Source organism: Egbenema bharatensis FJBBOT/2019 (assembly GCF_048077055.1).
Classification (GTDB): Bacteria; Cyanobacteriota; Cyanobacteriia; order Elainellales; family Elainellaceae; genus Egbenema; species Egbenema bharatensis.
The window spans coordinates 23,558-44,940 of record NZ_CP182236.1 but is presented as its reverse complement, the minus strand read 5'-3'; the positions used below and the strand labels follow the sequence as shown (position 1 = coordinate 44,940).

21 protein-coding genes and 4 pseudogenes are annotated in these 21,383 nt (G+C 49.0%); 10 read left to right on the top strand and 15 right to left on the bottom strand.

All coding sequences use genetic code 11. From position 1 onward, the window contains the following. Positions 1-81: 81 nt before the first annotated feature. Entirely contained in the window at positions 82-1,938 is a 1,857-nt protein-coding gene (gene thrS / locus ACM1PF_RS00265) for a threonine--tRNA ligase (protein ID WP_416671357.1), read from the bottom strand. Between the two features lie 151 nt (positions 1,939-2,089). Between thrS and ACM1PF_RS00260 the strand changes: the two genes are divergently transcribed. Together ACM1PF_RS00260 and ACM1PF_RS00255 are read left to right on the top strand one after the other, a co-directional pair. Further along, a complete protein-coding gene (locus ACM1PF_RS00260; protein WP_416671354.1) occupies positions 2,090-2,797 on the top strand; it encodes a Uma2 family endonuclease in 708 nt (235 codons plus the stop codon). A gap of 92 nt (positions 2,798-2,889) precedes the next feature. Continuing rightward, on the top strand, positions 2,890-3,522 hold the full coding sequence (locus tag ACM1PF_RS00255) for a type I restriction endonuclease (protein ID WP_416671352.1): 633 nt from the start codon (positions 2,890-2,892) through the stop codon (positions 3,520-3,522). A gap of 156 nt (positions 3,523-3,678) precedes the next feature. On the opposite strand, the gene ACM1PF_RS00250 is transcribed toward ACM1PF_RS00255, so the two are convergent. The 3 genes from ACM1PF_RS00250 to ACM1PF_RS00240 are packed head-to-tail and all read right to left on the bottom strand — an operon-like array spanning position 3,679 to position 4,307. Next, positions 3,679-3,798, bottom strand: a complete 120-nt coding sequence (locus ACM1PF_RS00250) for a helix-turn-helix transcriptional regulator (RefSeq protein ID WP_416671350.1) — start codon at positions 3,796-3,798, stop codon at positions 3,679-3,681. Then, positions 3,785-3,940, bottom strand: coding sequence for a hypothetical protein (locus ACM1PF_RS00245; RefSeq protein ID WP_416671347.1), 156 nt, complete (start codon positions 3,938-3,940; stop codon positions 3,785-3,787). Before ACM1PF_RS00245 ends, ACM1PF_RS00250 begins: the two co-directional genes overlap by 14 nt. Beyond that, positions 3,930-4,307 carry a nucleotidyltransferase family protein gene (locus tag ACM1PF_RS00240; protein ID WP_416671345.1) on the bottom strand — a complete coding sequence of 126 codons (378 nt, stop codon included), beginning with the start codon at positions 4,305-4,307 and terminating at the stop codon, positions 3,930-3,932. The genes ACM1PF_RS00245 and ACM1PF_RS00240 overlap by 11 nt, the downstream gene beginning before the upstream one ends. 191 nt (positions 4,308-4,498) lie before the next feature. On the opposite strand from ACM1PF_RS00240, the gene ACM1PF_RS00235 reads away from it, so the two are divergent. Next, positions 4,499-6,028 carry a GNAT family N-acetyltransferase gene (locus ACM1PF_RS00235; RefSeq protein WP_416671343.1) on the top strand — a complete coding sequence of 510 codons (1,530 nt, stop codon included), beginning with the start codon at positions 4,499-4,501 and terminating at the stop codon, positions 6,026-6,028. Here the strand turns inward: ACM1PF_RS00235 and ACM1PF_RS00230 are convergent. After that, positions 5,960-6,751 carry an IS5 family transposase gene (locus ACM1PF_RS00230; protein WP_416671342.1) on the bottom strand — a complete coding sequence of 264 codons (792 nt, stop codon included), beginning with the start codon at positions 6,749-6,751 and terminating at the stop codon, positions 5,960-5,962. The genes ACM1PF_RS00235 and ACM1PF_RS00230 overlap by 69 nt on opposite strands. Before the next feature lie 70 nt (positions 6,752-6,821). Between ACM1PF_RS00230 and ACM1PF_RS00225 the strand changes: the two genes are divergently transcribed. Next, a complete protein-coding gene (locus tag ACM1PF_RS00225; protein ID WP_416671340.1) occupies positions 6,822-7,526 on the top strand; it encodes a hypothetical protein in 705 nt (234 codons plus the stop codon). 23 nt (positions 7,527-7,549) lie between these two features. Beyond that, positions 7,550-8,029: an ASCH domain-containing protein gene (locus ACM1PF_RS00220; RefSeq protein ID WP_416671339.1), complete on the top strand. Its 480-nt coding sequence runs from the start codon at positions 7,550-7,552 to the stop codon at positions 8,027-8,029. A gap of 73 nt (positions 8,030-8,102) precedes the next feature. On the opposite strand, the gene ACM1PF_RS00215 is transcribed toward ACM1PF_RS00220, so the two are convergent. The 10 genes and pseudogenes from ACM1PF_RS00215 to ACM1PF_RS00170 all read right to left on the bottom strand — a co-directional run bounded on the left by ACM1PF_RS00215 (position 8,103) and on the right by ACM1PF_RS00170 (position 15,884). Next, positions 8,103-9,263, bottom strand: coding sequence for a transposase (locus ACM1PF_RS00215; RefSeq protein WP_416671338.1), 1,161 nt, complete (start codon positions 9,261-9,263; stop codon positions 8,103-8,105). Between the two features lie 239 nt (positions 9,264-9,502). Further along, positions 9,503-9,645: pseudogene (locus tag ACM1PF_RS00210) on the bottom strand (metal ABC transporter permease); the annotation flags it as partial. Between the two features lie 69 nt (positions 9,646-9,714). Continuing rightward, positions 9,715-10,007 (bottom strand): annotated as a pseudogene (locus ACM1PF_RS00205) (hypothetical protein). Next, positions 10,004-10,228, bottom strand: coding sequence for a hypothetical protein (locus ACM1PF_RS00200; RefSeq protein ID WP_416671335.1), 225 nt, complete (start codon positions 10,226-10,228; stop codon positions 10,004-10,006). Before ACM1PF_RS00200 ends, ACM1PF_RS00205 begins: the two are co-directional and overlap by 4 nt. An 89-nt stretch (positions 10,229-10,317) precedes the next feature. Continuing rightward, a pseudogene (locus tag ACM1PF_RS00195) lies at positions 10,318-10,665 on the bottom strand (ImmA/IrrE family metallo-endopeptidase); the annotation flags it as partial. A 322-nt stretch (positions 10,666-10,987) separates the two neighbouring features. Beyond that, complete coding sequence (locus ACM1PF_RS00190; RefSeq protein WP_416671332.1) at positions 10,988-12,523, bottom strand: spermidine synthase; 1,536 nt, start codon at positions 12,521-12,523, stop codon at positions 10,988-10,990. Then, positions 12,490-13,443, bottom strand: coding sequence for a hypothetical protein (locus ACM1PF_RS00185; protein ID WP_416671331.1), 954 nt, complete (start codon positions 13,441-13,443; stop codon positions 12,490-12,492). The genes ACM1PF_RS00190 and ACM1PF_RS00185 overlap by 34 nt, the downstream gene beginning before the upstream one ends. 16 nt (positions 13,444-13,459) lie before the next feature. Then, positions 13,460-14,955, bottom strand: a pseudogene (gene tnpC / locus ACM1PF_RS00180) (IS66 family transposase). 48 nt (positions 14,956-15,003) lie between these two features. Beyond that, the gene (locus ACM1PF_RS00175; protein WP_416671330.1) at positions 15,004-15,186 is read right to left on the bottom strand and encodes a hypothetical protein; all 183 of its coding nucleotides are present in this window, start codon (positions 15,184-15,186) and stop codon (positions 15,004-15,006) included. 20 nt (positions 15,187-15,206) lie between these two features. Continuing rightward, positions 15,207-15,884, bottom strand: a complete 678-nt coding sequence (locus ACM1PF_RS00170; RefSeq protein WP_416671328.1) for a class I SAM-dependent methyltransferase — start codon at positions 15,882-15,884, stop codon at positions 15,207-15,209. 333 nt (positions 15,885-16,217) lie between these two features. Between ACM1PF_RS00170 and nikA the strand changes: the two genes are divergently transcribed. From nikA to ACM1PF_RS00145, 5 genes are all read left to right on the top strand, one after another. Next, positions 16,218-17,804 carry a nickel ABC transporter substrate-binding protein gene (gene nikA, locus ACM1PF_RS00165; RefSeq protein WP_416671326.1) on the top strand — a complete coding sequence of 529 codons (1,587 nt, stop codon included), beginning with the start codon at positions 16,218-16,220 and terminating at the stop codon, positions 17,802-17,804. Between the two features lie 66 nt (positions 17,805-17,870). After that, positions 17,871-18,818: a nickel ABC transporter permease gene (gene nikB, locus ACM1PF_RS00160; protein WP_416671324.1), complete on the top strand. Its 948-nt coding sequence runs from the start codon at positions 17,871-17,873 to the stop codon at positions 18,816-18,818. A 62-nt stretch (positions 18,819-18,880) separates the two neighbouring features. Beyond that, on the top strand, positions 18,881-19,765 hold the full coding sequence (gene nikC, locus ACM1PF_RS00155) for a nickel ABC transporter permease subunit NikC (RefSeq protein WP_416671322.1): 885 nt from the start codon (positions 18,881-18,883) through the stop codon (positions 19,763-19,765). After that, the gene (locus ACM1PF_RS00150) at positions 19,758-20,555 is read left to right on the top strand and encodes an ABC transporter ATP-binding protein (protein WP_416671321.1); all 798 of its coding nucleotides are present in this window, start codon (positions 19,758-19,760) and stop codon (positions 20,553-20,555) included. Before nikC ends, ACM1PF_RS00150 begins: the two co-directional genes overlap by 8 nt. A gap of 11 nt (positions 20,556-20,566) precedes the next feature. After that, positions 20,567-21,382, top strand: a complete 816-nt coding sequence (locus ACM1PF_RS00145) for an ATP-binding cassette domain-containing protein (protein WP_416671318.1) — start codon at positions 20,567-20,569, stop codon at positions 21,380-21,382. Position 21,383: the final 1 nt, after the last annotated feature.

Sequence of the window (21,383 nt, the reverse complement as noted above, 5' to 3'; positions counted from 1 at the left end):
ATGGGGCGTTTCTATGGTTTTGAGGCTTCAGTCTTGTTCAACAGTGGTGGAATTGTGGCTAAAATTCCCTTCTTGAGTAATTCAGGGCGTTCCTGGCATCGCTTGTTCCATTAAGGCTTGCAAATCAGTCAGTTCTAAAGCTCCTAGATCTCCCGATCTGCGAGTTCGCACACTCAAGGTTTGTTGCTCGACTTCCCGTTTTCCAATCACAGCAACCACCGGAATTTTTTCCACTTCTGCGGTGCGGATTTGTTTACCCAAACGCTCTCCACTGGAATCGACTTCAACCCGGTATCCCAGTTGCTTTAATTGCTGGGCGATCGCAGTGGCATAGGCTCGTTGATCATCACTAACGGGTAACACTCTCACCTGCACCGGAGCCAACCAGAGGGGAAAATTTCCAGCATAGTTTTCTACCAGAATCCCGAAAAATCGTTCTAATGACCCAAAGATCGCACGATGAATCATAATCGGACGCTGGCGTGAACCATCGGCTGCAACATATTCCATCTTGAATCGTTCGGGTAAGTTGAAATCGACCTGAATGGTGGAACATTGCCAGAGACGACCGATCGCATCTTTGATCTTGACATCGATTTTGGGACCATAAAATGCACCCCCCCCTTCATCGGTGACATAATCCCAGCCTTTGGTGTTCAAGGCTTCAATAAGTGCATCCGTCGCTAATTGCCAGATGTCATCCGTTCCCACCGATTTGCCAGGACGAGTGGAAAGGTACACCTCGTAGTCAGTAAATCCAAAATCTGACAGAATCTGCTCGGTCAGGTTTAATACGCCCAAAATCTCATTTGCGACCTGGTCTGGTAAACAAAAAATATGAGCATCATCCTGAGTAAAGCCGCGCACCCGCATCAAACCATGCAATACACCCGATCGCTCGTAGCGATAGACGGTGCCCAACTCTGCCCAGCGAATGGGCAACTCTCGATAGGAGTGCAAATGGCTTTGATAGGTCAGCACATGGAAGGGGCAGTTCATGGGCTTGAGCTGGTATTGCTGTGCCTCAATCTCCATCGGGTCAAACATACTTTCGCGGTAGAAATCGAAGTGCCCTGAGGTTTGCCAGAGGTTAAGGTTGGCAATATGCGGCGTGTAGAGCAGTTCGTATCCTGCATCCAGATGCGCTTTGCGCCAGTAGTCTTCAATTAAGAGCCGCATCCGCGCCCCTTTGGGATGCCAGAAGACCAACCCACCCCCCGCATCCTCCTGGATACTAAACAGATCCAGATCCTGTCCTAATTTGCGATGGTCGCGGCGTTTCGCTTCTTCTTTCTGGGTAAGATACACCTGTAGCTGTTCTGGAGTCTCCCAGGCAGTGCCGTAAATACGTTGCAGTTGCGGTTTCGTTTCATCTCCTTGCCAGTAGGCTCCAGCCACACCTTCCAAGGCAAAGGCATCTGGATTAATCTCGCCTGTGTAGTTGAGATGAGGGCCGGCACACAAGTCCCACCAACAGTCTTGTCCGATCGTTTTTTGGGTCAGTGCATCGGTTGAAATATCAAACAAAGAGGGATCTGATATGCCTTGCAATACATCGACACATCCAATGAAATAGCGGGTGATTGGCTCATCCGCCGGTATCCGCTCCAGAATTTCCAGCTTGTAGGGTTCTTGGAGTTGTTCGATTTCTGCCCGGATCTGCTCACGGTCAACGGCTTCTCGAATGATCGGCAGATTGGCATTGATGATGCGGCGCATCTCGGTTTCGATCTGGGTGAGATCGTCAGGAGTGAAGGGAGCAGGGCGATCGAAGTCATAGTAGAAGCCAGTCTCTGTCCAGGGGCCGATCGTCACTTTTGTCTCTGGAAACAGCGTTTGCACTGCCATTGCCAGCACATGGGCGCAGGTATGACGAATCCGCAGTAGGGTTTCAGTGCGGGTTGGGTTGGCATGGGGCGGAAGGACAGAACTGACCATGAAGTCAAACAAGAATGATTATCATTCTCAATTTAGCATGATTTATGAGAAATGCAGGGGTTAGTACTTTCTCTGGTAAGAGTATGCTGATGTCTGGTGATGAGGGATTTGTTACAGTGAACGGTGTGCAGCGATTTTGGGGATTTATCCTATGGTTCGCGAATACTTGCCTCAGACGCAATCCAATCAGGAGCAGAACTACCCTCCCCTGCAAAGTGGCGATCGCCTGGCTCGCCCTGAATTTGAGCGTCGATATGCCGCCTCTCCCCACATCAAGAAAGCAGAACTGATCGAAGGAATTGTGTACGTGGCATCTCCCTTACGACATGAACAACACGGCAAGCCCCACAGTCGAGTTATGACATGGTTGGGGGTCTATCAGGCGATGACTCCTGGGGTTGACTTGAGCGATGCGCCAACGGTCAGACTGGATTTAGATAATGAACCGCAGCCGGATGCCGTCTTGTTTATTGAAGCAAATGCAGGTGGGCAGACCCGCATCAGCCCTGATGGCTACATTGAAGGATCACCAGAATTGATTGTGGAAATTGCTGCCAGTAGTGCTGCCATTGATACCGGAATCAAGAAGCAGGTTTATCGCCGCAATGGGGTGCTGGAATATGTGATCTGGCAATCCTATGACAACCAACTGGAGTGGTTTGGGCTGACGGATGGGGAGTATCAATTACTCTCTCCTGATCCCGATGGCATCATTCGCAGTCGGGTATTTCCAGGGTTATGGTTGGTAGTGGAGGCGTTGTTAAGTCATCAGATGGCGCGGGTGTTGGAGGTGGTTCAGGAAGGATTACAGTCACCGGAGCATAGAGCGTTTGTGGAGCGGTTGGGGAGAGGGGAGTAGGAGGGGCGATCGCTGTCTTGAAACGCTCACGAATTAACGAATGCTAAAATCGATCGCATTGCCTTACTGAACAGTCCCATACTCATCAGGCTATGTCCATTGCGATTACTGAGGCAGTTACAACGCTGGCTGAAGCAGAGCGACAATTTGAGCTGTCGCGCACGGAGGATGAGGCGTTTTTCCTGGAATGGCAAACCCAGTTGCCGGAACTTTCTGAGACTGAACGATCGGCTCTGGAGGAGTTGCGGCGGCGGTATCTCTACCAGCGATCGCAAGGACAGTTATTAGAAGGCACTGTGACGTTGTTGCTGGCATCTCCCCTGTTGGCAATCGCAGGCTTTTATGATCCCCCGTTTCGGGTGCGGGCAGAAGCATCGGTGCAGTTGACGCTGGAGGATGGGGAAGAGGTGCTGCAAGGCCGCATTGATGTGTTGGTGCTGCTGAATCAGTTTTGGGTGGTGGTTTTGGAGTCTAAGAAAACGGCGTTGTCGGTTTGGACGGCACTGCCGCAAACATTGGCGTATCTAATGGCGAATCCTCAACCGGAGCAACCGAGTTTTGGCATGGTGACGAATGGGGATGAGATTCTGTTCGTGAAGCTGGTGCAGCAAGAGCAAGGGCTGTATGGGCTATCGCGGGTGTATGCTCCGTTTACGTCGGGTGAAGAACTCCGCAATGCGCTGCAAATTTTGAAGCAGATCGGGCGGGCGATCGGAGAAGGGTAGAGTAAGGGCGATCGTAATTGTGGGCAATTGTGGCACATTGCCGTTCAGTTGAACGTTTTTTGAATGACCCATTGTTTTACTGACCCTCGATCGCCTCTAGCAGTTCGTCAAAGGTACAGTCCAGTACTTCCATCATGGTTTTGGTCTGGCGCAAACTTAACTTGGGTTCAACGCTTCCCTTTCCCAAATTGAAATGGTTTTTTGAGTCACGCCAAGGGCATCAGCAAGCTCTTGCTGAGTCAATCCTGCTTGCTGTCTTAATTTAAGCAGGGTCATGTGGATTTGCCAGAAGGGCGATCGGATGTAGGAGATGTGGGCGATCGGCTATCAGAGATTCATAATCCATGCCTGCCGTAAAGCTGAGGATTTCCTGGGCTGCGTTCCATGTATCCCGAATGGACTGCTGATCACGCGACATAGATCACCTGAGCCGATCGCAAAATGGCTTGACTGCGGCTGGTGTTCTGGCTCTGTTCGATCGATTTCTTCGTCGAAATATCGACTTCCCGCCCAAACAATTCCTCTAACTCATGCTTGATCCGTGCCAGAGTCAACAGTCCTTTTCGGACATTGGGGGCAAAGGTGATGAGTACGTCAATATCACTCGTTGGGTTGAAGTCATCCCGCAAAACTGAACCAAATAGGGCAAACTCCGTGATCTGCCAGCGATCGCAGAGTGCTTTGATATGGGCGATCAATAAGTCAGGATTCTGAATGGTCATGTTCAATCTCAACCACGCTGCCTCATAGTCTCTAGTATCTTCGATAAACAACTCTTTACCCATTGCTTACAATTTTGTGACCGTGACAGGTAGTAGAGGTGTTGATGAGCCGTCAGATGGTATCGTTGTTGGGGGTATTGCAAGCAGATTGCAGTTGCCGGAACATAGGGTGGTTGGGGAGAGGGAAGTAGGAGGGGTAGCTTCTGTGGGTACACTAAACTTATCAACAATCTTCTCAAATAAACCAATTACCCATGAAAGCTGAAATAAGGATTGAAACAATAGACCACCACTCACCTCATTTAGAGGCTGTAATGGCATTGGGGCGTACTAATGCTAAAACATTGGGACAGATGCCTAAAGGAGGTTTTATTGATCATGCAGCTAAGGGGCATGTAATTGTTGCACTTTCACCGCAAGACGAGTGCGTTGGGTACCTGATGTATCGAGTCGCCTACCAAAAGGCTTCTATAGTCCATCTTTGTATTGATAAAGCTTGGAGAGGTAAGCATGTCGCCCAGAGGCTTGTTAATAAATTGATTCAGATAACACGAGATTTATATGGAATTCAGTTGTCGTGTCGGCGTGATTACGGGCTGGATAGGATGTGGTCTTCTTTTGGCTTTATTGCCCGGACGGATAAGCCAGGGCGAAGTAAGGATGGAAAGCTTTTAACAATTTGGCAATTAGAGCACGAACATCCGAATCTACTCACTATTCTGGCACAGAAAGAAATTGGTTCAAAATTATGTACAGTAATCGATGCAAACGTTTTTTATGACTTAGATATAGATAACGTTGATCGAGAAACCGAAGATTCTAAATCAATACTAGCCGACTGGCTTCAATCTGAAATTGAACTATGTCTAACTGATGAAATTGATAACGAAATCAATCGCCATGAAGATAAAACGCGACGAGAAAAATTAAGAAGTTTTTCTACAACTTTTACAAGGGTAACCTGTAATCAAGCAGACTTTGAAAAAATCTCTCAAGCTCTAGCAAAGTATTTTCCAGATCGAATGACAGTTAATGATGCCTCAGACTTTAGACATTTAGCTAGAGCCATTGCTGCCAATGCCCAATTTTTTATTACTCGTGACCAAGGAATTCTTGATAAAGAGGAAGCAATTTATGAAGAATTTCAAATTTCCATTCTTCGTCCTAGCGACCTAATTATTCGGCTAGATGGATTAAGAAGAGAAGCTGATTACCAACCAGTGAGATTAGCAGGAACCTCGATTGAGAGACGATTGCTCCAAACCGGACAACAAAATCTACTGGCAGAATCATTCCTTTCGCACAAGAATGGCGAAACTAGAGTTGATTTCAAGCAGCGACTACAGAATTATATTGCTGAACGGGCTCGATTTGAGTGTAATGTAATTTGGGATGAGAAAGAAGATCCACTGGCATTGATTGTCTATGATAGATTTAAAGATTATGAGCTAAGAATACCAATGCTTCGCGTCAGGCGAAATTATGCTCTTTCACCAACAGTTATACGGCATTTATTGCTTTTATCAATCAGAACTTCTGCACAAGAAGGACGATTCTTTACAAAGATTATTGACCGATATCTTGATGAGTTCGTTGTGAACTCAATGGTACAAGATAAGTTTGTTCAAGTTGAGAATGGATGGTTAAGGGCAAACTTAGCAACTGCTAAAACTTCTTCTGAGAGGATATTTGGAAATACGGAGAGGGGAAAAGCCTCATGCCAGTCTACGGAGCATCAACCGAATCATAGCGATATGAATAAAGGCTTCAGAAGAAGCGGGTAAGCGCTCGTAATCGACATTGAGACGACGACACCAATGCAGCCAACCGTAAGTGCGCTCCACAGTCCATCGCTTGGGAAGCAAGACGAATCCTTGAGCACCCTCTGGTCGCAGCACTACCTCTAAAATCCAACGAAAGGTATCAATGACCCAATGTAGGAAATCTTCTCCAGAGAACCCTCCATCGACCCAAATGCGAATCAGTTGAGGAACTCGATGACGCTCTTGATGAAGCGTTTTGAGCAAGTGTTTGGCTCCTTCACGCTCAGGTACACTAGCAGCCACGACCTGCACGGCAATCAACAATCCCAACGTATCCACGAGAGTAAAGCGTTTGCGCCCTTTGATTTTCTTGCCGCCATCATAGCCAACCGCTTGGTGCACCATGACAGCACTGGGAACGGTTTGGGAATCTAAACTGGCTGCTGTTGGGCTACTGTTGCGATTGGCATCGATTCTCACCCACTGGACAAGATGGTCGTGAATTCGCTTCCAACTGCCATCATCCCGCCACTTACGAAAGTAGTAATAAACCGTCGAATAGGGCGGATACTCCTTGGGTAACAGTCGCCAAGCACAACCGCTAATGAGCACGTACAGGATTGCTTGAAGCACCAACATCAGATTGACCGTACGAGGTCTTCCACACTTCGATTCAGGGGTAAGAAGGGCTTCAAATAATTCGTATTGTTCAGGGGTGAGTTCGCTGACGTAGGCTAGAGTCATAGCTTCCTGGAGGGCTGTTTGGATTTAGATATATTCAGCCTAAAACCCCGGGAAGCTTTTTTATATACTGGTGCCCTTTGCTACTTTCCAAACATCCTCTGAGTTATCTAGATATATAAACTCATTAATTGACGAACTATCTCAAGAATATCGCTTTTGTCTTCAATTTTCTACGGTTCTTAGTCAACCAGATTCACTTGGTGACGTTCAGCTCATATCGCATATTGAGCGTAGCCTCTATCCAGCAAAAGTTATTGATGCTGAGATTCCTACTTTTATTATTCCTATTCGCCCTGAGTGGGCAGAAAATTTATTTGATGAGGAATTAGCGAAACAGGATCTTTTTGGAGCTAAGAAAGAGCTTGCTCTTCGGCGTGAAGTTGTTTATTATCGCTCTGCTAAGAATTCAGGTGGTTTAGCAGCACCAGGACGCATTCTATGGTACGTGAGTCAAGGTGGAAAAGCTGGACATTACTATCAAGTAAAGTCAATTCGAGCATGTTCTAACCTCGATGAAATCATTATCGATACTCCAAAAAATCTTTTTCATCAATTCAGGCGACTAGGTATATACACTTTTAATGATGTACTCAAAACTGCTGATAATAATTTCGAGAAAAAAGTAATGGCAATTAAGTTTAGTGATACTGAGATCTTTAATAAACCTATACCATTTGAAGAGGTTCAAAACATCTTAGAGAAGAAAGTAACCCTTCAATCTCCCTATAAAATTTCTCCCAAAGAATTTGAAAGGTTGTATAATAAGAAGGTTTAAATCTAGTAGAGAGGATTAGCCTGATGTCAGGCAGAATACTACTACTATCAATACGCCCGGAATATGCTGATAAGATATTCAGAGGCATCAAGAAGGTTGAGCTACGGAGAACACGTCCGCGACTCTGTGGAGGTGACCTAGTTATTGTTTATGCTTCATCACCTAGAAAAGCTTTAATTGGGGTATTTGAAGTTCAGCGAGTCATTCAAAAACCACTCGAAGATTTGTGGGAGGAGGTTCAAGAAAAAGCTGGTATATCCTATCAAGATTTCTGTTCCTATTATGAAGGTGTATCTATAGGCTGTGGCATTTTTTTAAGTAAAGCTTGCTATTTTCATGAACCTGTAAATTTAGAGCGTCTTAGACAGGAATGGGATAATTTTAGACCGCCTCAAAGTTATCGATATTTGACACCTAATGAGGTTAATATAGTGGAGACTATAGCCGATTTTGACGTAAGTAAATTTTCTCAATTCTATCAAATTACACTAAATGTAAGTTGAATGAAATAGATATTGTTATCTGCATCTATCCGTCATTGCTTTAACTTTGTATCTAACAACACTCCGGACAGTTTTAGGAGACAATAGCCCCGTAATCAAGCAGTTTTCGGTAGTTGGGGTGGGATTTTATTAAAGTCGGCTCCAACTCAAACCAGTCAATAAATAAGTCTAAAAGATGCCCATTGAGAGCCAAGCGTTTGAACGAAGCGATCGAAAAGCTCAGAGAGTCGGTTGGTGGCTGAGATTGTTGCAAAGCAGCTTTGGCTAGGTTGAGGGCCATCAAACTGGCATTAACATGGGTGTCGATGGACTCAGGTAAACGGGACTGACAATCAGCTAGCCCCGTAAATTGGCGAGCATCACGAAAGACAAACTCAATCTGAAAGCGAGCCGCATAGCAGCGATAGAGAAACACCGGGTCAATCTCCAGGTCAGTAGAAAACAGGACAACATAACTGCGACGACCTTTGTTTTCTTGGAGGAGATAGGCTAAGCGCACCTTGCGTCTGAGACTGACTGACCAGACGACAGCAGTGTAAAGGCTCACCCCTTCCTCCAGTTGAGTCACCCACTGAAAGCGTTGAGGGTCGTGCAAATTGACCTTGCCGTCATATTTTCGCCGTGCCCCTCGTCCCTGGTAGGGACCGTCATAGAGAAACTTTAGGTTGGCATCACAGCGCAACTTACCGATGGAGTGAAACCCCAATTGCACCACTCCAGTGACCCACGTATACTTGCTGTAAAAGCCATCGGCGACCACGTAGCGCAGTCCGCTTGGAAAGTAGTGGCAGCAGTCCGCTAGATGCCCTAGATAGAACGTAAGGCGATTCCCTGGGGTGCGGTTCTGCTCACTCCAAAGTGCACTGTCAGGACTCAGTCCAGCTTCACTCTGTTGCGCTGAGAGGGCATAGGCGGTGTTTTGCTCAATGTCCACAATCGCCACCACCGACAGTTCTAGACCGCGCTCGACCCGTTGGGTTTTGCCGTTGTAGAACCAGTCCAGTCCATAGGTATGGCGTCCACTTTTCTCCAAGAAGGTGCAGTCAATCACGGCAATTTGAACACTCTGTTGGCATCTCACCTGCTCGATGAGGGCTTGATTCAACCATTCAGCGCCAAAGCCCTTCTGGAAATGACGACGATACGTCCGTTCTGACACGCTACTGTAGCGACTCAGATTGGTGGAGTTCACCTTGCCGCAAACCACGAAAATGGTCGTTAACAGGGTCAGCAAAAATTGGCGTTGGGGTTTGTGAAATGGTCTGCTGTTCCCAGCAGACCGGTTAAAATCTGTGTAAAGCTGTCCATCAGTGCGACTCGTTAGTTACTTTCGCACTCTATACGGTGGACGGCTTTCTTCTCAACTCCCAGAAAAAGTGTCCGGAGTATTGATCTAAACTATCTTCCTCGAATTTAATCTAGTTTATCTGTACATCAAGCGTGATCGCACCATGTAGCTTGTAAATGTAGTCTCAACAACTGGGCTGCACAGGCAGAAATTACCACAAACGCCCTGACTAACAACACCCCGATCGCTTCAATTGAAATTCACACTACCAGTGACAGCAAGACAATAAATGCTGTGTGATGGCAGAAACCGATACCCCACGCACGATCGTCACCCTACTCAACAAATTAGGCTTAAAGTTATCTGTAACGGTCAAACAAGGGCAAGCTGCCTGAGATCAGGTCATGTTACCTGGCTCCCAATCCTCTACCTGTAACCCCTCGACCCGCCCAAACTCTCGCGTGTTGTGAGTGACCAGGGTTAGATTATTAGCTAAAGCGATTCCTTCGGAGAGCTTCGCTAACGCCGCAATTTGTAAGTTATAAGCCCCAATCGGCGTTCCTTGAGTTTCTAACTGCGATCGAATCACCCCAAAGTCGTAGCCGCAAGATCATCAAAAGGCAGCTTTAAGTTCAAATTCCTGCCCTTTAAGTAGACGATGCAGATATTGGTATCAAGAAGATAATTCATTCCAGAAGTTCGCGTTCCGGTTGTTCGGGTTGAGGGTGTCTGAAGAATGAGTCATCCTGAATACAGCCGTAAAACTGCGAAAGATCGATCGCTTCAACCTCTTTGGGCCCGCTAGTTTGGTAAACAATGACAACTTCAACATCCGTATCTTTCATATCAGGTAAATGAACCTTCAAAAGACCATCACTACCGATATGAGATTTCAGTGTGATGCTGCGCATAGTTTTCCCTCCGCCCCTACAAGCTAATATCTTCATTCAATTCTGGCAAAATTCCCTGCAATTCGGCACAGCCACAACCATTCTGTTAATCAACGGACGAGGTTGACTGGCTCAAAAAATAGGCTAACTTTGACCAGAAGTGTTCTCAAACTTCTGTGAGGAATAACACCCTCATTGTGCAATCGTCCCAAAATAATACCCGGATGCCGTCTTTGCTCTTGTGCAAACTGTTCGATCGCCTTTCGAGAAAACCGGGGTTGATTCTTCGCAACAAACTCTTGAAGTGCGATCGGGTCAATCAACCAGTTCGCAGCCAGTTGGTTCGCTTCCAACTCCTCATCATTCACCGCCAGATTCCCCAAATCATCCAGATAACTTCCCTGATGCCCTGCCACAATATGCCCCAACTCATGCATTAGCGTGAACCAGAAGGAATCATCGAGATGGAGAATGCCATCTTGACCAACACGCCGACGTACCTTAATACTTTCCATCGTCGCAACCTCCGCACTTACCAATTCATATCCTCACCCAATTTTCGCAAAATTCCCTGCAACTCCGCTATGTCCGCTTCCACCTAACCGATCGCGCCCTGAACCAGAATTACAAGTTCAGGCAACCCCGTGTTCTCTTCGCGTTCATCCTTGGGAAGAGAACCAAATTTTCGTTAAGTTCAGCAATCCAGCCACGGTCAATTGTCTAAAGCGTCCTGCTTCTCAGTATCTTTGTGTTGTCAGACTCACAGCACTCCCCAATGTATCATCGGCTCAATAGCACTCTGGCGGGAGATAAATTTCTCACGGCATCGGGAGGAGAAAGCGCCTGAAACTTCTCTAGATACAAACGGGCTTGCACTTCGTTCCCCTGGTCAGACAACTGAGCAGATCGGGAGTAATAGTGCCCTGCTACCACATCGCCGTACTGAGCTGGCGTGAGGTTTGCCAGGTAAGGATCAGCTTCAGGGGTGACTGCCGCCCGAAGTTCCTCATAGAGCCGTTCTCGCTCAGAACCCACCAGGAAACGGGTAGCCCCCGTTTGCACCTGGCGATGGGTTTGGGGAGCCAGATATTCAATCAGTGGATAGTGATCGGTGTTGAGGGGAGAGTCATCAAACAACCCGCTGGCGGTGATATTGCCGACATACAGGCGGAGCAGGAGCGCGATCAGGTCATCATCATCAGTCATAGCGCGATCGCTCACCCCTAATTGGTTCACCAACTGCCGTCCCTGCCGCGCAATCACCTGTGGCTCAAGCGGTTGTGCCTGGTTTTGCCCCACCAGTGCCACGATCGATCGACTGGGGGCTAAATCTCCGCGCCACAGCACCACCTGGGGAAACACCTCTGCCATCGTGCGGGCAATGATGCCAAACTCTCGCTGCGACACCTGATAGAGGGGAACCCACTGAACAAACATGCCGTCGGACTCCAGGCGTTCTTTCGCCATTCGATAATTTTCCAGGGTATAGAGATTCCCCGTTCCCCGCTCCCAGGGTGTAAACAAATCGCTGATGATCATGTTGTAGCGATCGCCACTCCGACTCAGGCAATTGCGCCCATCCTCGGCATAGACCGTGACTCGCTCATCCTCAAATAATCCGCGAGTCCAGGCGGTGAAGTGCCGTTGCGAGAGTGCCACCACCTCCGGCAATAGCTCACACACCACCACCCGCTCCACCGGAAACGCCAGGGCTGCCCCTGCCGTGATGCCTGTTCCCATCCCCAGGTAAAATACCGAGTCCGGATTTAGATGGAGCATCAGGGGCACAACGGTCTGATTTTGCTCCAGGTGCAAATTGCGGGAACTGCCCAGGGTGTAGTACGTATTGACCCGAATCGCCCGTCCGCCACCTGCCGCATCGACCACGGCAACTGTGGCATGGGAACCCTCCTGCACTTCTACCACGCGATCGCTGGCACGGGTGCCGATCGGGACAGCCTGCAAGGTTTCCAGATTGATTCCCGTGAATAGAATCACCATCGCCACTGCTAATCCTGCCCCCATCAGGCGAGGGACGGTGAACCGACTGAGCGCGATCGCCGTCAGCGTTACCAGGTAAAGTCCAGCCAGCAGGAGTAGACTCCGCCACGCTCCCACCGTGGGCAGCAAGAGAAACCCTGCGGACAGCGAACCCAAAATTGCCCCCGTTGTATCTGCTGCGATCAACCGTCCAATGCGTTCACTGGGCTGACGCGGATCGGCTTCCAGCAGTCGCATCAGGTAGGGCAATACGGCTCCCAGCACTATTCCCGGCAAGAGCATCACCAGACCTGCCCCACGGGCGATCGCCAGCAAGTACCCGCCCCACCCCAGATCGGGCCCAGGTACGAGAGTCCATCGGTGCTGTGGTAGAACAACCAGGGAGACACTGCGGTCACACTACTCGCCAATAGCAGGAGTCCGCTTAGAATCAGCAGGGGAGCCGGACGTGGAAGTCGAGCCAGAGCATTGGCGATCGTCGCGCCCAGGGACAGGGCAAGCAGGAATGTCGAAAGAACCAGGGCATAGGTATAGACCGAGTTTTGCAAAACCTGGGAAAACAGCCGCGTCCAGATCACCTCAATCCCTAACGTGGCAAACCCGGAGGAGAAGGCTGTAACCCAGATTAGAGGCGGCGGAAGGGCAAGGTGGGGCGATCGCGCTTGAGACAGGGGTGGGCGATCGGGCTTCAGAGGCTGTTGTGATACGTTTGAGGCGATCGCCTGGGACTTGCCCTGCCCCACCCAGAACATCGACAGTAACACCGCCACCAGACCCACCGTGAAGTCGATGCCAATCGCCAGCAAATAGGTATGACGAAACCCCAGCACCAGCGGCAACACAAAGCCGGTTGCCAATGCCCCCGATGCGGATCCTGCCGTATTGACCGCATAGAGCCGAGTGCCGACCCTGGCTAATTGATCGGGATAGCGCACGCAATGCTGCACCATCAGTGGCAATGTACCGCCCATGAGAAACGCAGCAGGCAAGAGCAATGTAGCGGCAATCAGGGCTTTTGCCAGGGTATCTAGAATCACAGAATGACCGACCGTGGCGTAAAGCAAGGGATACAGCGCATGGTAGGCATCCACCAGCACAAAATGCCCCAGGGCAGTGACCGCCACCCCCATTTCCACCCAGCCAAACCCGCGCAAACTGGAGGCAAACTGGTGGGCGCGATGTCCCCAAAACCAGCCTCCCGCCGCCAACCCCGTAAAGAAAATGTATCCGTACACAGGGTTAGCAAGGTAGTCAGGAGGATCGCTGTAGGTCGGGAAGCGGAAGTAAAGAAGGGGCAGGCAAGCCCCGACGCTTGGCATAGCAAGCATCGGTGAGATAATCGAGGACATGGCGATTTTGCCGCCGCAGCGTTGCTACAACCGTCATCATTCGTCCGACAAACAAACTGCCTGCCTCACTTTGGGAGCCATAGCTACAGCGTCGCCACAACACTGCTGGACGAATCGCCTGTTCTGCTGCATTATTGGTTGGCTCTACTCCAACGGTTGTGACGAATAACCATAAAGCAGGTTCTACTTTGAGTAACTGCTGACAGGTTCGCACCGTCTTTGCCAAAGGTGTCTTTTCTCTGGTCCCAATTGGGTAAGCCGCTCCTTCTTCCAACAGTGCTTTCACCCGTTGTCGAATGGGTGCTACGGCTTCTATCCATTGGGGGCGTGCTAAGGTTCCATCTCGCACCCGATGCCATAACTCAAATAATTTCTCTTGCTGTTGGAGAAGTTGCTCTCCCAAGGTCTGGCTCACCCCACCCCGTTCGGCAATTTTGGTGAAATCGCGTTTCAGATGCGCCCAACACAATTGTCGCCATTGCAAGTTTAACCAGTTGTAAGCACTGTAGCGGTCGCTGTTGACAATCCCAGCAAAATCAGTTCCTAAGATGCTTTGAGCGGTGGCTTGAGAGCGGCTTAACGCCACCTGGAAATAGCACACCAACGGGGTTACCATCACCCACAACCAGCCTCGCTTCCCCTTGCCATTGTTCCCATCGGCGTTACCCTGAGGCAAACTCGTTTCATCTATCCCAACAACGGGTTGCTGCTGCACATAGCGATGAACCGCTTCGACGGGTTGCTCAATCGCTTCACTCATCTGTTGCCGCAAGCGTCCGACACTGCCCACGGAGATGGGAATCTCAAACAATTCACTCAACAGCCGCACCACCATCCGGTGACTTTGACGATACTCTCCACTCAACAGTGCGACTAATGCACACAGCCTTTCCCCATAGCGACAACCATCCACAATCTCGCCATCATAGGCACGGCTGCTTACCCCACACTGGGGGCACTCCAACGCATGAAAGCGATGTTCCAAAACAATCGGTTGTAACGGTGGCAAATCTACGATCTGACACCGTTGCGGATTGGCATCTTTCCCTCTCAAGCGATGTCCACATTCGCAACACACCTCAGGGTAGTGATCCTCAATGCGCGTACATTGTTCCGGCGGGTAAAGTTCCTGCGAATGTCCCGGATGTCCCGGTTGTCCGCCTCGCGCTTTCCCACTTTTCTTTTCGGGGTAGCCTTGAATCCCTTCGGAGGGTCTTGCGAAGGCGGTTGCGAGGAGTTTTTGGAATTGCGCTGAATTTGCTCTTGTAACGCTTGCTGGCCTGCCTCTAATGCCTCAATACGCTCCAATAGACGCTGCACCAACTGCTTGACACTCTCCGGTGTGTTGGCCCAGTCCTCTGCTGAAATTTCGCTTAAAAAGGCATTCGGGGATTCCATGCGTTTTAGCCTAGCAGACTTACCCTCACATCGCTCACTCTTTCTGCTTTACCCTGTGTACGGATACAAGAAAATGGCGATCGTCAGAGCCGCTGCCTGAGCCGTACTGCCAAACAATAGCCCCAACTCCCGCACCCATAGCACCTGATACACCAGGGCTGCAAACCCGGAGAAAAACAGCAGAATGAGCAACAGAAAATTTGGAACCAGGGGGCGATTGGGGTGGGGCATGGTTTCTTGGCTAGAATAATCTATGGCTTAACAAACTTCCACAGAATTTTGTAGTCCCAATAGTAGTTGAGGGAATCAATGACATTTGGGAAGTAAGTATTGTTTTCCTTCATTAGCATGAAGTCATTCAACATGAACTTCTGAGCGAAAACAGAAAATCCTGCCTCTCTAAAGGTATCAGCAATAAAATTCAGGCTGTAATTCTGCACTTCAAGATTTGACTCTGCTTCAATCATTTTCTTCCAGGTTGCCCACAGAGGATTATCAGAATGACAGCCCAATGCAGCATAGTAAACACCTTGAGATTGGAGGCAGGTAAACATCTCCTGGGTATGCCGTTTCAGATCTTGAACTAAATACAAAACCTCATGACTAAAGGCAACCTGAATTGCTGCCTTAAAGGGTTCTAAATCATTACGGGCTTCATAGTCGATCGGCAGGTTTCCCTTATTTCTGTTGGCAATTTCGATGGCCTGTCGAGCAACATCAACACCAATTCCTTTCTGAAAGGGTTTTTGCTGATACAAAACTCGCAAAAAGCCACCCTGATTACAGCCAAAATCCAGCACTGTCTTTCCTTCTAAGGACTTTTCGGCCATGCGATCGATCATCACCTGCCACAGGGGATAGTGATCATCAAACATGGAATTTTCTTCTTTGGAATTTGTTAGCCAGGTATCAACAATTTTACTGGTCATTACTTGCCCTCACTATCTATCTTCGCTATCAAATTACATCTGACCATTATCTGATCATTGGTTCAGAAATGAAGCTTTTGGAGATAAAGTAATTTTGCAACTACGCAGACATCAGAGAGTACCATTTCAGTCGCGCAAATTGTAATGCCCTACAGGGGGATATTGATCGAATAGCCAATATTGTAATTACCAAAAGTTAAATAAATGTGAGGTTTTGGATTTCACCTTGCAGGGTGCGTAAGAATCATTTTCATTGGCTGTTTTATATCCGCTGTTTGTTGTAAATAAAGTACAAAAAGCGCAAGTGAAGAATAAGAGAGTGATAGAGAGCGTATGAGTTTTTTGGGTAAGGTTTTATTTCCGCTGGCGATCGGAGCATTAGTTGTATTTCCGGGTTGCGGACGATCGCCAACGGCAAACAATCAGTCTGAAAGCATCACTTTTTCCTGGTCAAACGATGTTGGCCCCTTGAATCCTCACCTTTACAGCCCCAGCCAGATGTTTGCTCAGGACATGGTTTTTGAACCATTGGTGAGCTACGGACGGGGTGGCGAAATTTTGCCTGCGCTGGCTGAAAGTTGGGAGGTATCCCCCGATGGTCGAGTGATCACGTTTCAATTGCGTCAGGGAGTACAGTTCTCGGATGGTGAACCGTTCAATGCCGAAGCTGCCAAACTCAATTTTGATCAAATTCTGGCGAATGAAGGGAGGCACGACTGGCTGGAACTGATTCAGCAGATCGATCGCGTGGAAGCAGAAGGTGACTACACCCTGAGGATGCACCTTAACAACCCCTACTATCCGGCTTTACAGGAACTCACCCTAATTCGTCCCGTGCGGTTCCTTTCCCCGGCTGCCTTCCCGGACTCTGGCACCACTGCTGACGGCATCAAAGCACCGATTGGGACGGGGCCGTGGGTGCTGACGGAATACCGCAGAGACGAAATTGCTGCATTTCAACGCAATGAAAACTATTGGGGGGAATTGCCGGATGTGGAACAGATGACGGTACGGATTATTCCCGATGGAGAGACGCGGGTTGTTGCCTTTGAAAGTGGTGAGCTGGATCTGATCTACGGGGATGGTTTGATTAGCCTGGATGCGTTTCAGCAGTTGCAGGAGTCCTATCAGGCTGAAGTTTCACACCCCCTCAGGACAAGGGCGATCGCCATCCATTCGGGTCGTGGCCCCACGCAGGAATTAGCGGTTCGTCAGGCGATTCAACATAGCTTCAATAAAGATGCGGTGATTGAAGCGATTTTCTACAACACGGAACGACGGGCTGATACCTACTTCTCCGACGAAGTTCCCTATGCGGACATTGGACTGGAACCCTACGAGTATGATGTAGAACAAGCCAATGCCTTACTGGAAGAGGCGGGTTGGACGCTTCCCGCAGGGGGTAATGTTCGTGAAAAGGACGGACAGCCTCTGGTTTTAGAATTATCTTTTGATGCTCTCAACAATGTGGATAAGGCGATCGCTGAAGCCCTACAGGCTGATCTGAGACGGGTTGGTATTGATCTCCGCTTACTGGGAGAAGAAGAACAATCATGGCTCGATCGCCAGACCAATGGTGAGTTTCATTTGATTTTCAATGACACCTGGGGCCCGCCCTACGAGCCTCATGCAATGGTGTCATCCATGCGGAAGCCATCCCACGCCGACTTTGAGGCCCAGTCTGGTTTGCCCATGAAGGCAGAAATTGATCAAAACATTTCCGATGTGCTGGTGTCAACGGATGAAACAACCCGACAGCAGTTATATCAAGAGATTTTGACCACGCTGCATGAGCAAGCCGTCTACCTGCCAATTTCTTATTCCACTAAATTGGCGGTGTTGCATGATGGTATTGGCGGATTTGAATTTATGCCGCAAGGCAATCAAGTACCCGCAAGCAAGTTAACGAAGTCGGAGTAATACCTGTCCAGCCATTTGACAGCAATGATGATGCGACACCTTCCAGGGGCGAGGCAACTGAGGCAGATGAACCGACTTTACGTCGTGCGTCGAGTGCTGCAACTGATTCCGGTGTTAGTAGGAATTTCGTTACTCACGTTCCTGCTCGTGCAACTCATGCCCAGTGATCCGGCGGTTGTCGTCCTGCGGATTATGGAGGTTCCGGTTACACCCGAATCCGTTGCTGCTATGCGGGAGCAACTGGGATTAAACCGTCCTCTACCCATTCAGTATCTGGATTGGTTATGGCATGTTATCCATCTGGACTTTGGTAATTCCTTTGTGACGGGACAACCCGTGCTTCGGGAAATTCTTTATTACTTACCCACCACCTTAGAACTGGCCTTCAGCACCACGGTTTTAATTTGGTTCGTGAGTATTCCCCTTGGGGTTCTGGCAGCTCTCTATCGAGATAGCATTTTTGACTATGGCAGCCGCCTGTTTGCCTATGTGGGTGCAGCGATACCCAACTTCTGGCTTGGCTTTCTGTTGATGTATTGCTTTAGTTTTCAGTTGGGCTGGTTCCCGGTCATGGGACGCGGTAGCCTGCTGCATTTGGTGCTTCCCGCCATCACCTTGGCCTGGTCGCCAGCGGCCGTTTATGCTCGACTGTTGCGTAGCAGTATGCTGGATAGCTTGAGCCAGAACTATGTGCTTTATGCTCGTGCCAGAGGGCTGGAGGAACGCCTGATCGTCGGCAGACATGTGCTTAAAAATGCGCTGTTACCCGTCATTACTCTGTTTGGCATGAGCATTGCTCATCTGTTAGCTGGAGCCGTAATCGTGGAAAATGTCTTTGCCCTACCGGGGATTGGACGATTTGCTGTGCGATCGATTCTCAATCGAGATTATCCGGTGATTCAAGCCTATGTGTGTCTGGCAGCCGTTTTCTTTGTGATGACCAATTTAGTTGTGGATCTGACTTACAGTTATCTCGACCCCAGAATTCGTTTAGGAAAGGTTGAGGAGAGTTAGGTGATGAATAGGAGTGAGGTTGACGCATGAAATAGTGACCAGTATCAAACAGAAATTGCATCATGTCATTACTACAACAATTACTGAAGAATAAAATGGCATGGATCAGTATCGGGATCATTCTTGGCATCAGCTTGATGGCAATATTTGCACCCTATATTGCTCCCCATGATCCATTAGACGTTGAACTGGCTCGACGACTTCAGCCACCGAGTACGACCTTCCCCTTAGGAACAGATCATCTGGGACGATGTATTTTGTCACGATTAATTTATGGAGCGCGAATCTCCCTGTCGATCGCCCTTGCTGTGACAGCACTCACAACCACCGTTAGCCTTACGGTGGGTCTGATGGCTGGCTATATCGGTGGCAGGATGGATAGTGTTCTAATGCGGATTTGTGATGTATTTTTATCATTTCCAAATTTGATCCTGGCGTTGGCGATCGTCGGTGTGATGGGATCAAATGTAATTAATATTGTGATTGCGCTGGGGGCATCCCATTGGGCGTGGTATGCTCGGATTGTTCGTTCTAAAGTATTGAGCTTAAAGGCAGAGAATTTCATTAAAGCAGCGATCGTTGCTGGGACGGGTGGCTTTCATCTCATGGTGAAACACCTGTTGCCCTACACCATTGCTGAAATTGCGATTTTAGCTTCCCTGGATATGGGATCTGTTATTTTACACATCTCAGCCCTTTCGTTTCTGGGATTGGGGATTCAACCCCCTGCGCCCGAATGGGGTGCCATGATCACCGATGGGCGGGAATTTTTTCGCCGAGAACCGGGACTGATGATCTACCCTGGCTTGATGATCTTCATTGTGGCGCTGTCCTTCAACCTGCTGGGGGATGCCCTCCGGGATGCCCTTGATCCACGTTTGGGCAAAACCATCAAACCAACGCGATCGCCGCTCTCCAATGCAGAGGCACCGCTTCCCAATGGTTGATCCAGTTCTCACGGTGACCGATCTTCATGTCGAGTTTCAGCAGCGTACGGGGTGGACTCCTGCGGTTCGGGGTGTCAGTTTGCAACTGAAGCCGGGAAAAGTGCTGGGCATTATTGGTGAGAGTGGCTCTGGGAAAAGTGCCACCTGTTTAGCCATTCTGGGGCTACTGGGTCGGGGAGGACGGATTGCCCACGGGTCGATTCATCTATTGCAGCAAGAATTAACCCAGTTGTCGCCCGCCGCCATGCGCCAAATTCGGGGACAGCAGATTGGCGTGGTGTTACAAAATCCGTCTAGCTTTTTTAATCCAATTTTGACGATCGGACAACAATTTCGTGAAACCCTGCGATCGCACCAGCCTTTATCCAAAGCGGAAGCACGCTCGATCGCCCTGGAACACCTGGCTGCCGTTGGTTTACCTTACCCTCAGCAACTCTGGCGGCAATTTCCGTTTCAGTTAAGCGGCGGTATGTTGCAGCGAGTCATGATTGCGATCGCCCTCTCCCTCCATCCCGCAGTGTTAATTGCCGATGAACCTACAACCGCCCTGGATGTGATTACCCAAATGCAAATCCTGAATCTGCTGGCTCATCTGCAACAGCAACACAATTCTGCTATTTTGTTAGTCACTCACGATATGGGTGTGATTGCTCAACTCGCCGATGAGGTAGCGGTGATGTATCAAGGACAGTTCGTTGAACAGGCAGCCGTTGCGGATTTATTTGATTGCCCCCAGCATCCCTACACCCGATCGTTGCTGGCATCTCGTTTGAGCATCAGGAGAGGATGACCCTGTTGAGTATGACCCTGTTATCAATGCAAAATGTGTCAAAAACCTATGAAGTCCGGCGCGGCTGGCGGGGGCACAAACATACGGTTAAGGCGTTACACAATATTTCTCTCACCGTTGCATCGGGCTGCTGTATGGGCATTGTGGGGGAGAGCGGTGCGGGCAAAAGTACCCTGGGTCGCATGGTGTTGGGACTGGAACAGCCAGATGGAGGAGAAATTTGGTTGCAAGGGAAGAAGCTCAATCAGTTGAGCCGGAGCGAACTATGGTCACTGCGTCAGGAATTGCAAGTCGTGTTTCAAGACAGTTTGAGTGCAGTCAATCCTCGACTCACCGTTCATGAAATCATCAGTGAACCGATACGAAATTACCGCAATCTTTCAGCAGCAGAGGTGACGAGAAACGTTCAAGCTTTGTTAGAAATTGTCGGACTACAGGCCACAGATGCCGATAAGTATCCCCACCAATTTAGCGGTGGGCAACTGCAACGCATCACCATTGCCAGAGCGATCGCCCTCAAGCCAAAACTGATTGTTTTAGACGAACCTGTTGCCAGTCTGGATATGACCATTCAGTCCCGAATCCTTCACCTCCTGGCAGACCTGAAGCAACAGTTTGAGTTAGCCTATTTGTTTATCTCCCACGATTTGGCAGCAGTTTCCTTCATGGCTGATCAACTGGCAGTGATGTACCAGGGGGCGATCGTTGAAGTGTTAACCGATGCCAGACGGCTACACCAACTTCAGCATCCCTACTCCCAACAACTGATGGCCGCTCAATTGCCTACTCACCCTCGTCATCGTTCATTATCCACCCACTCAATTTGAT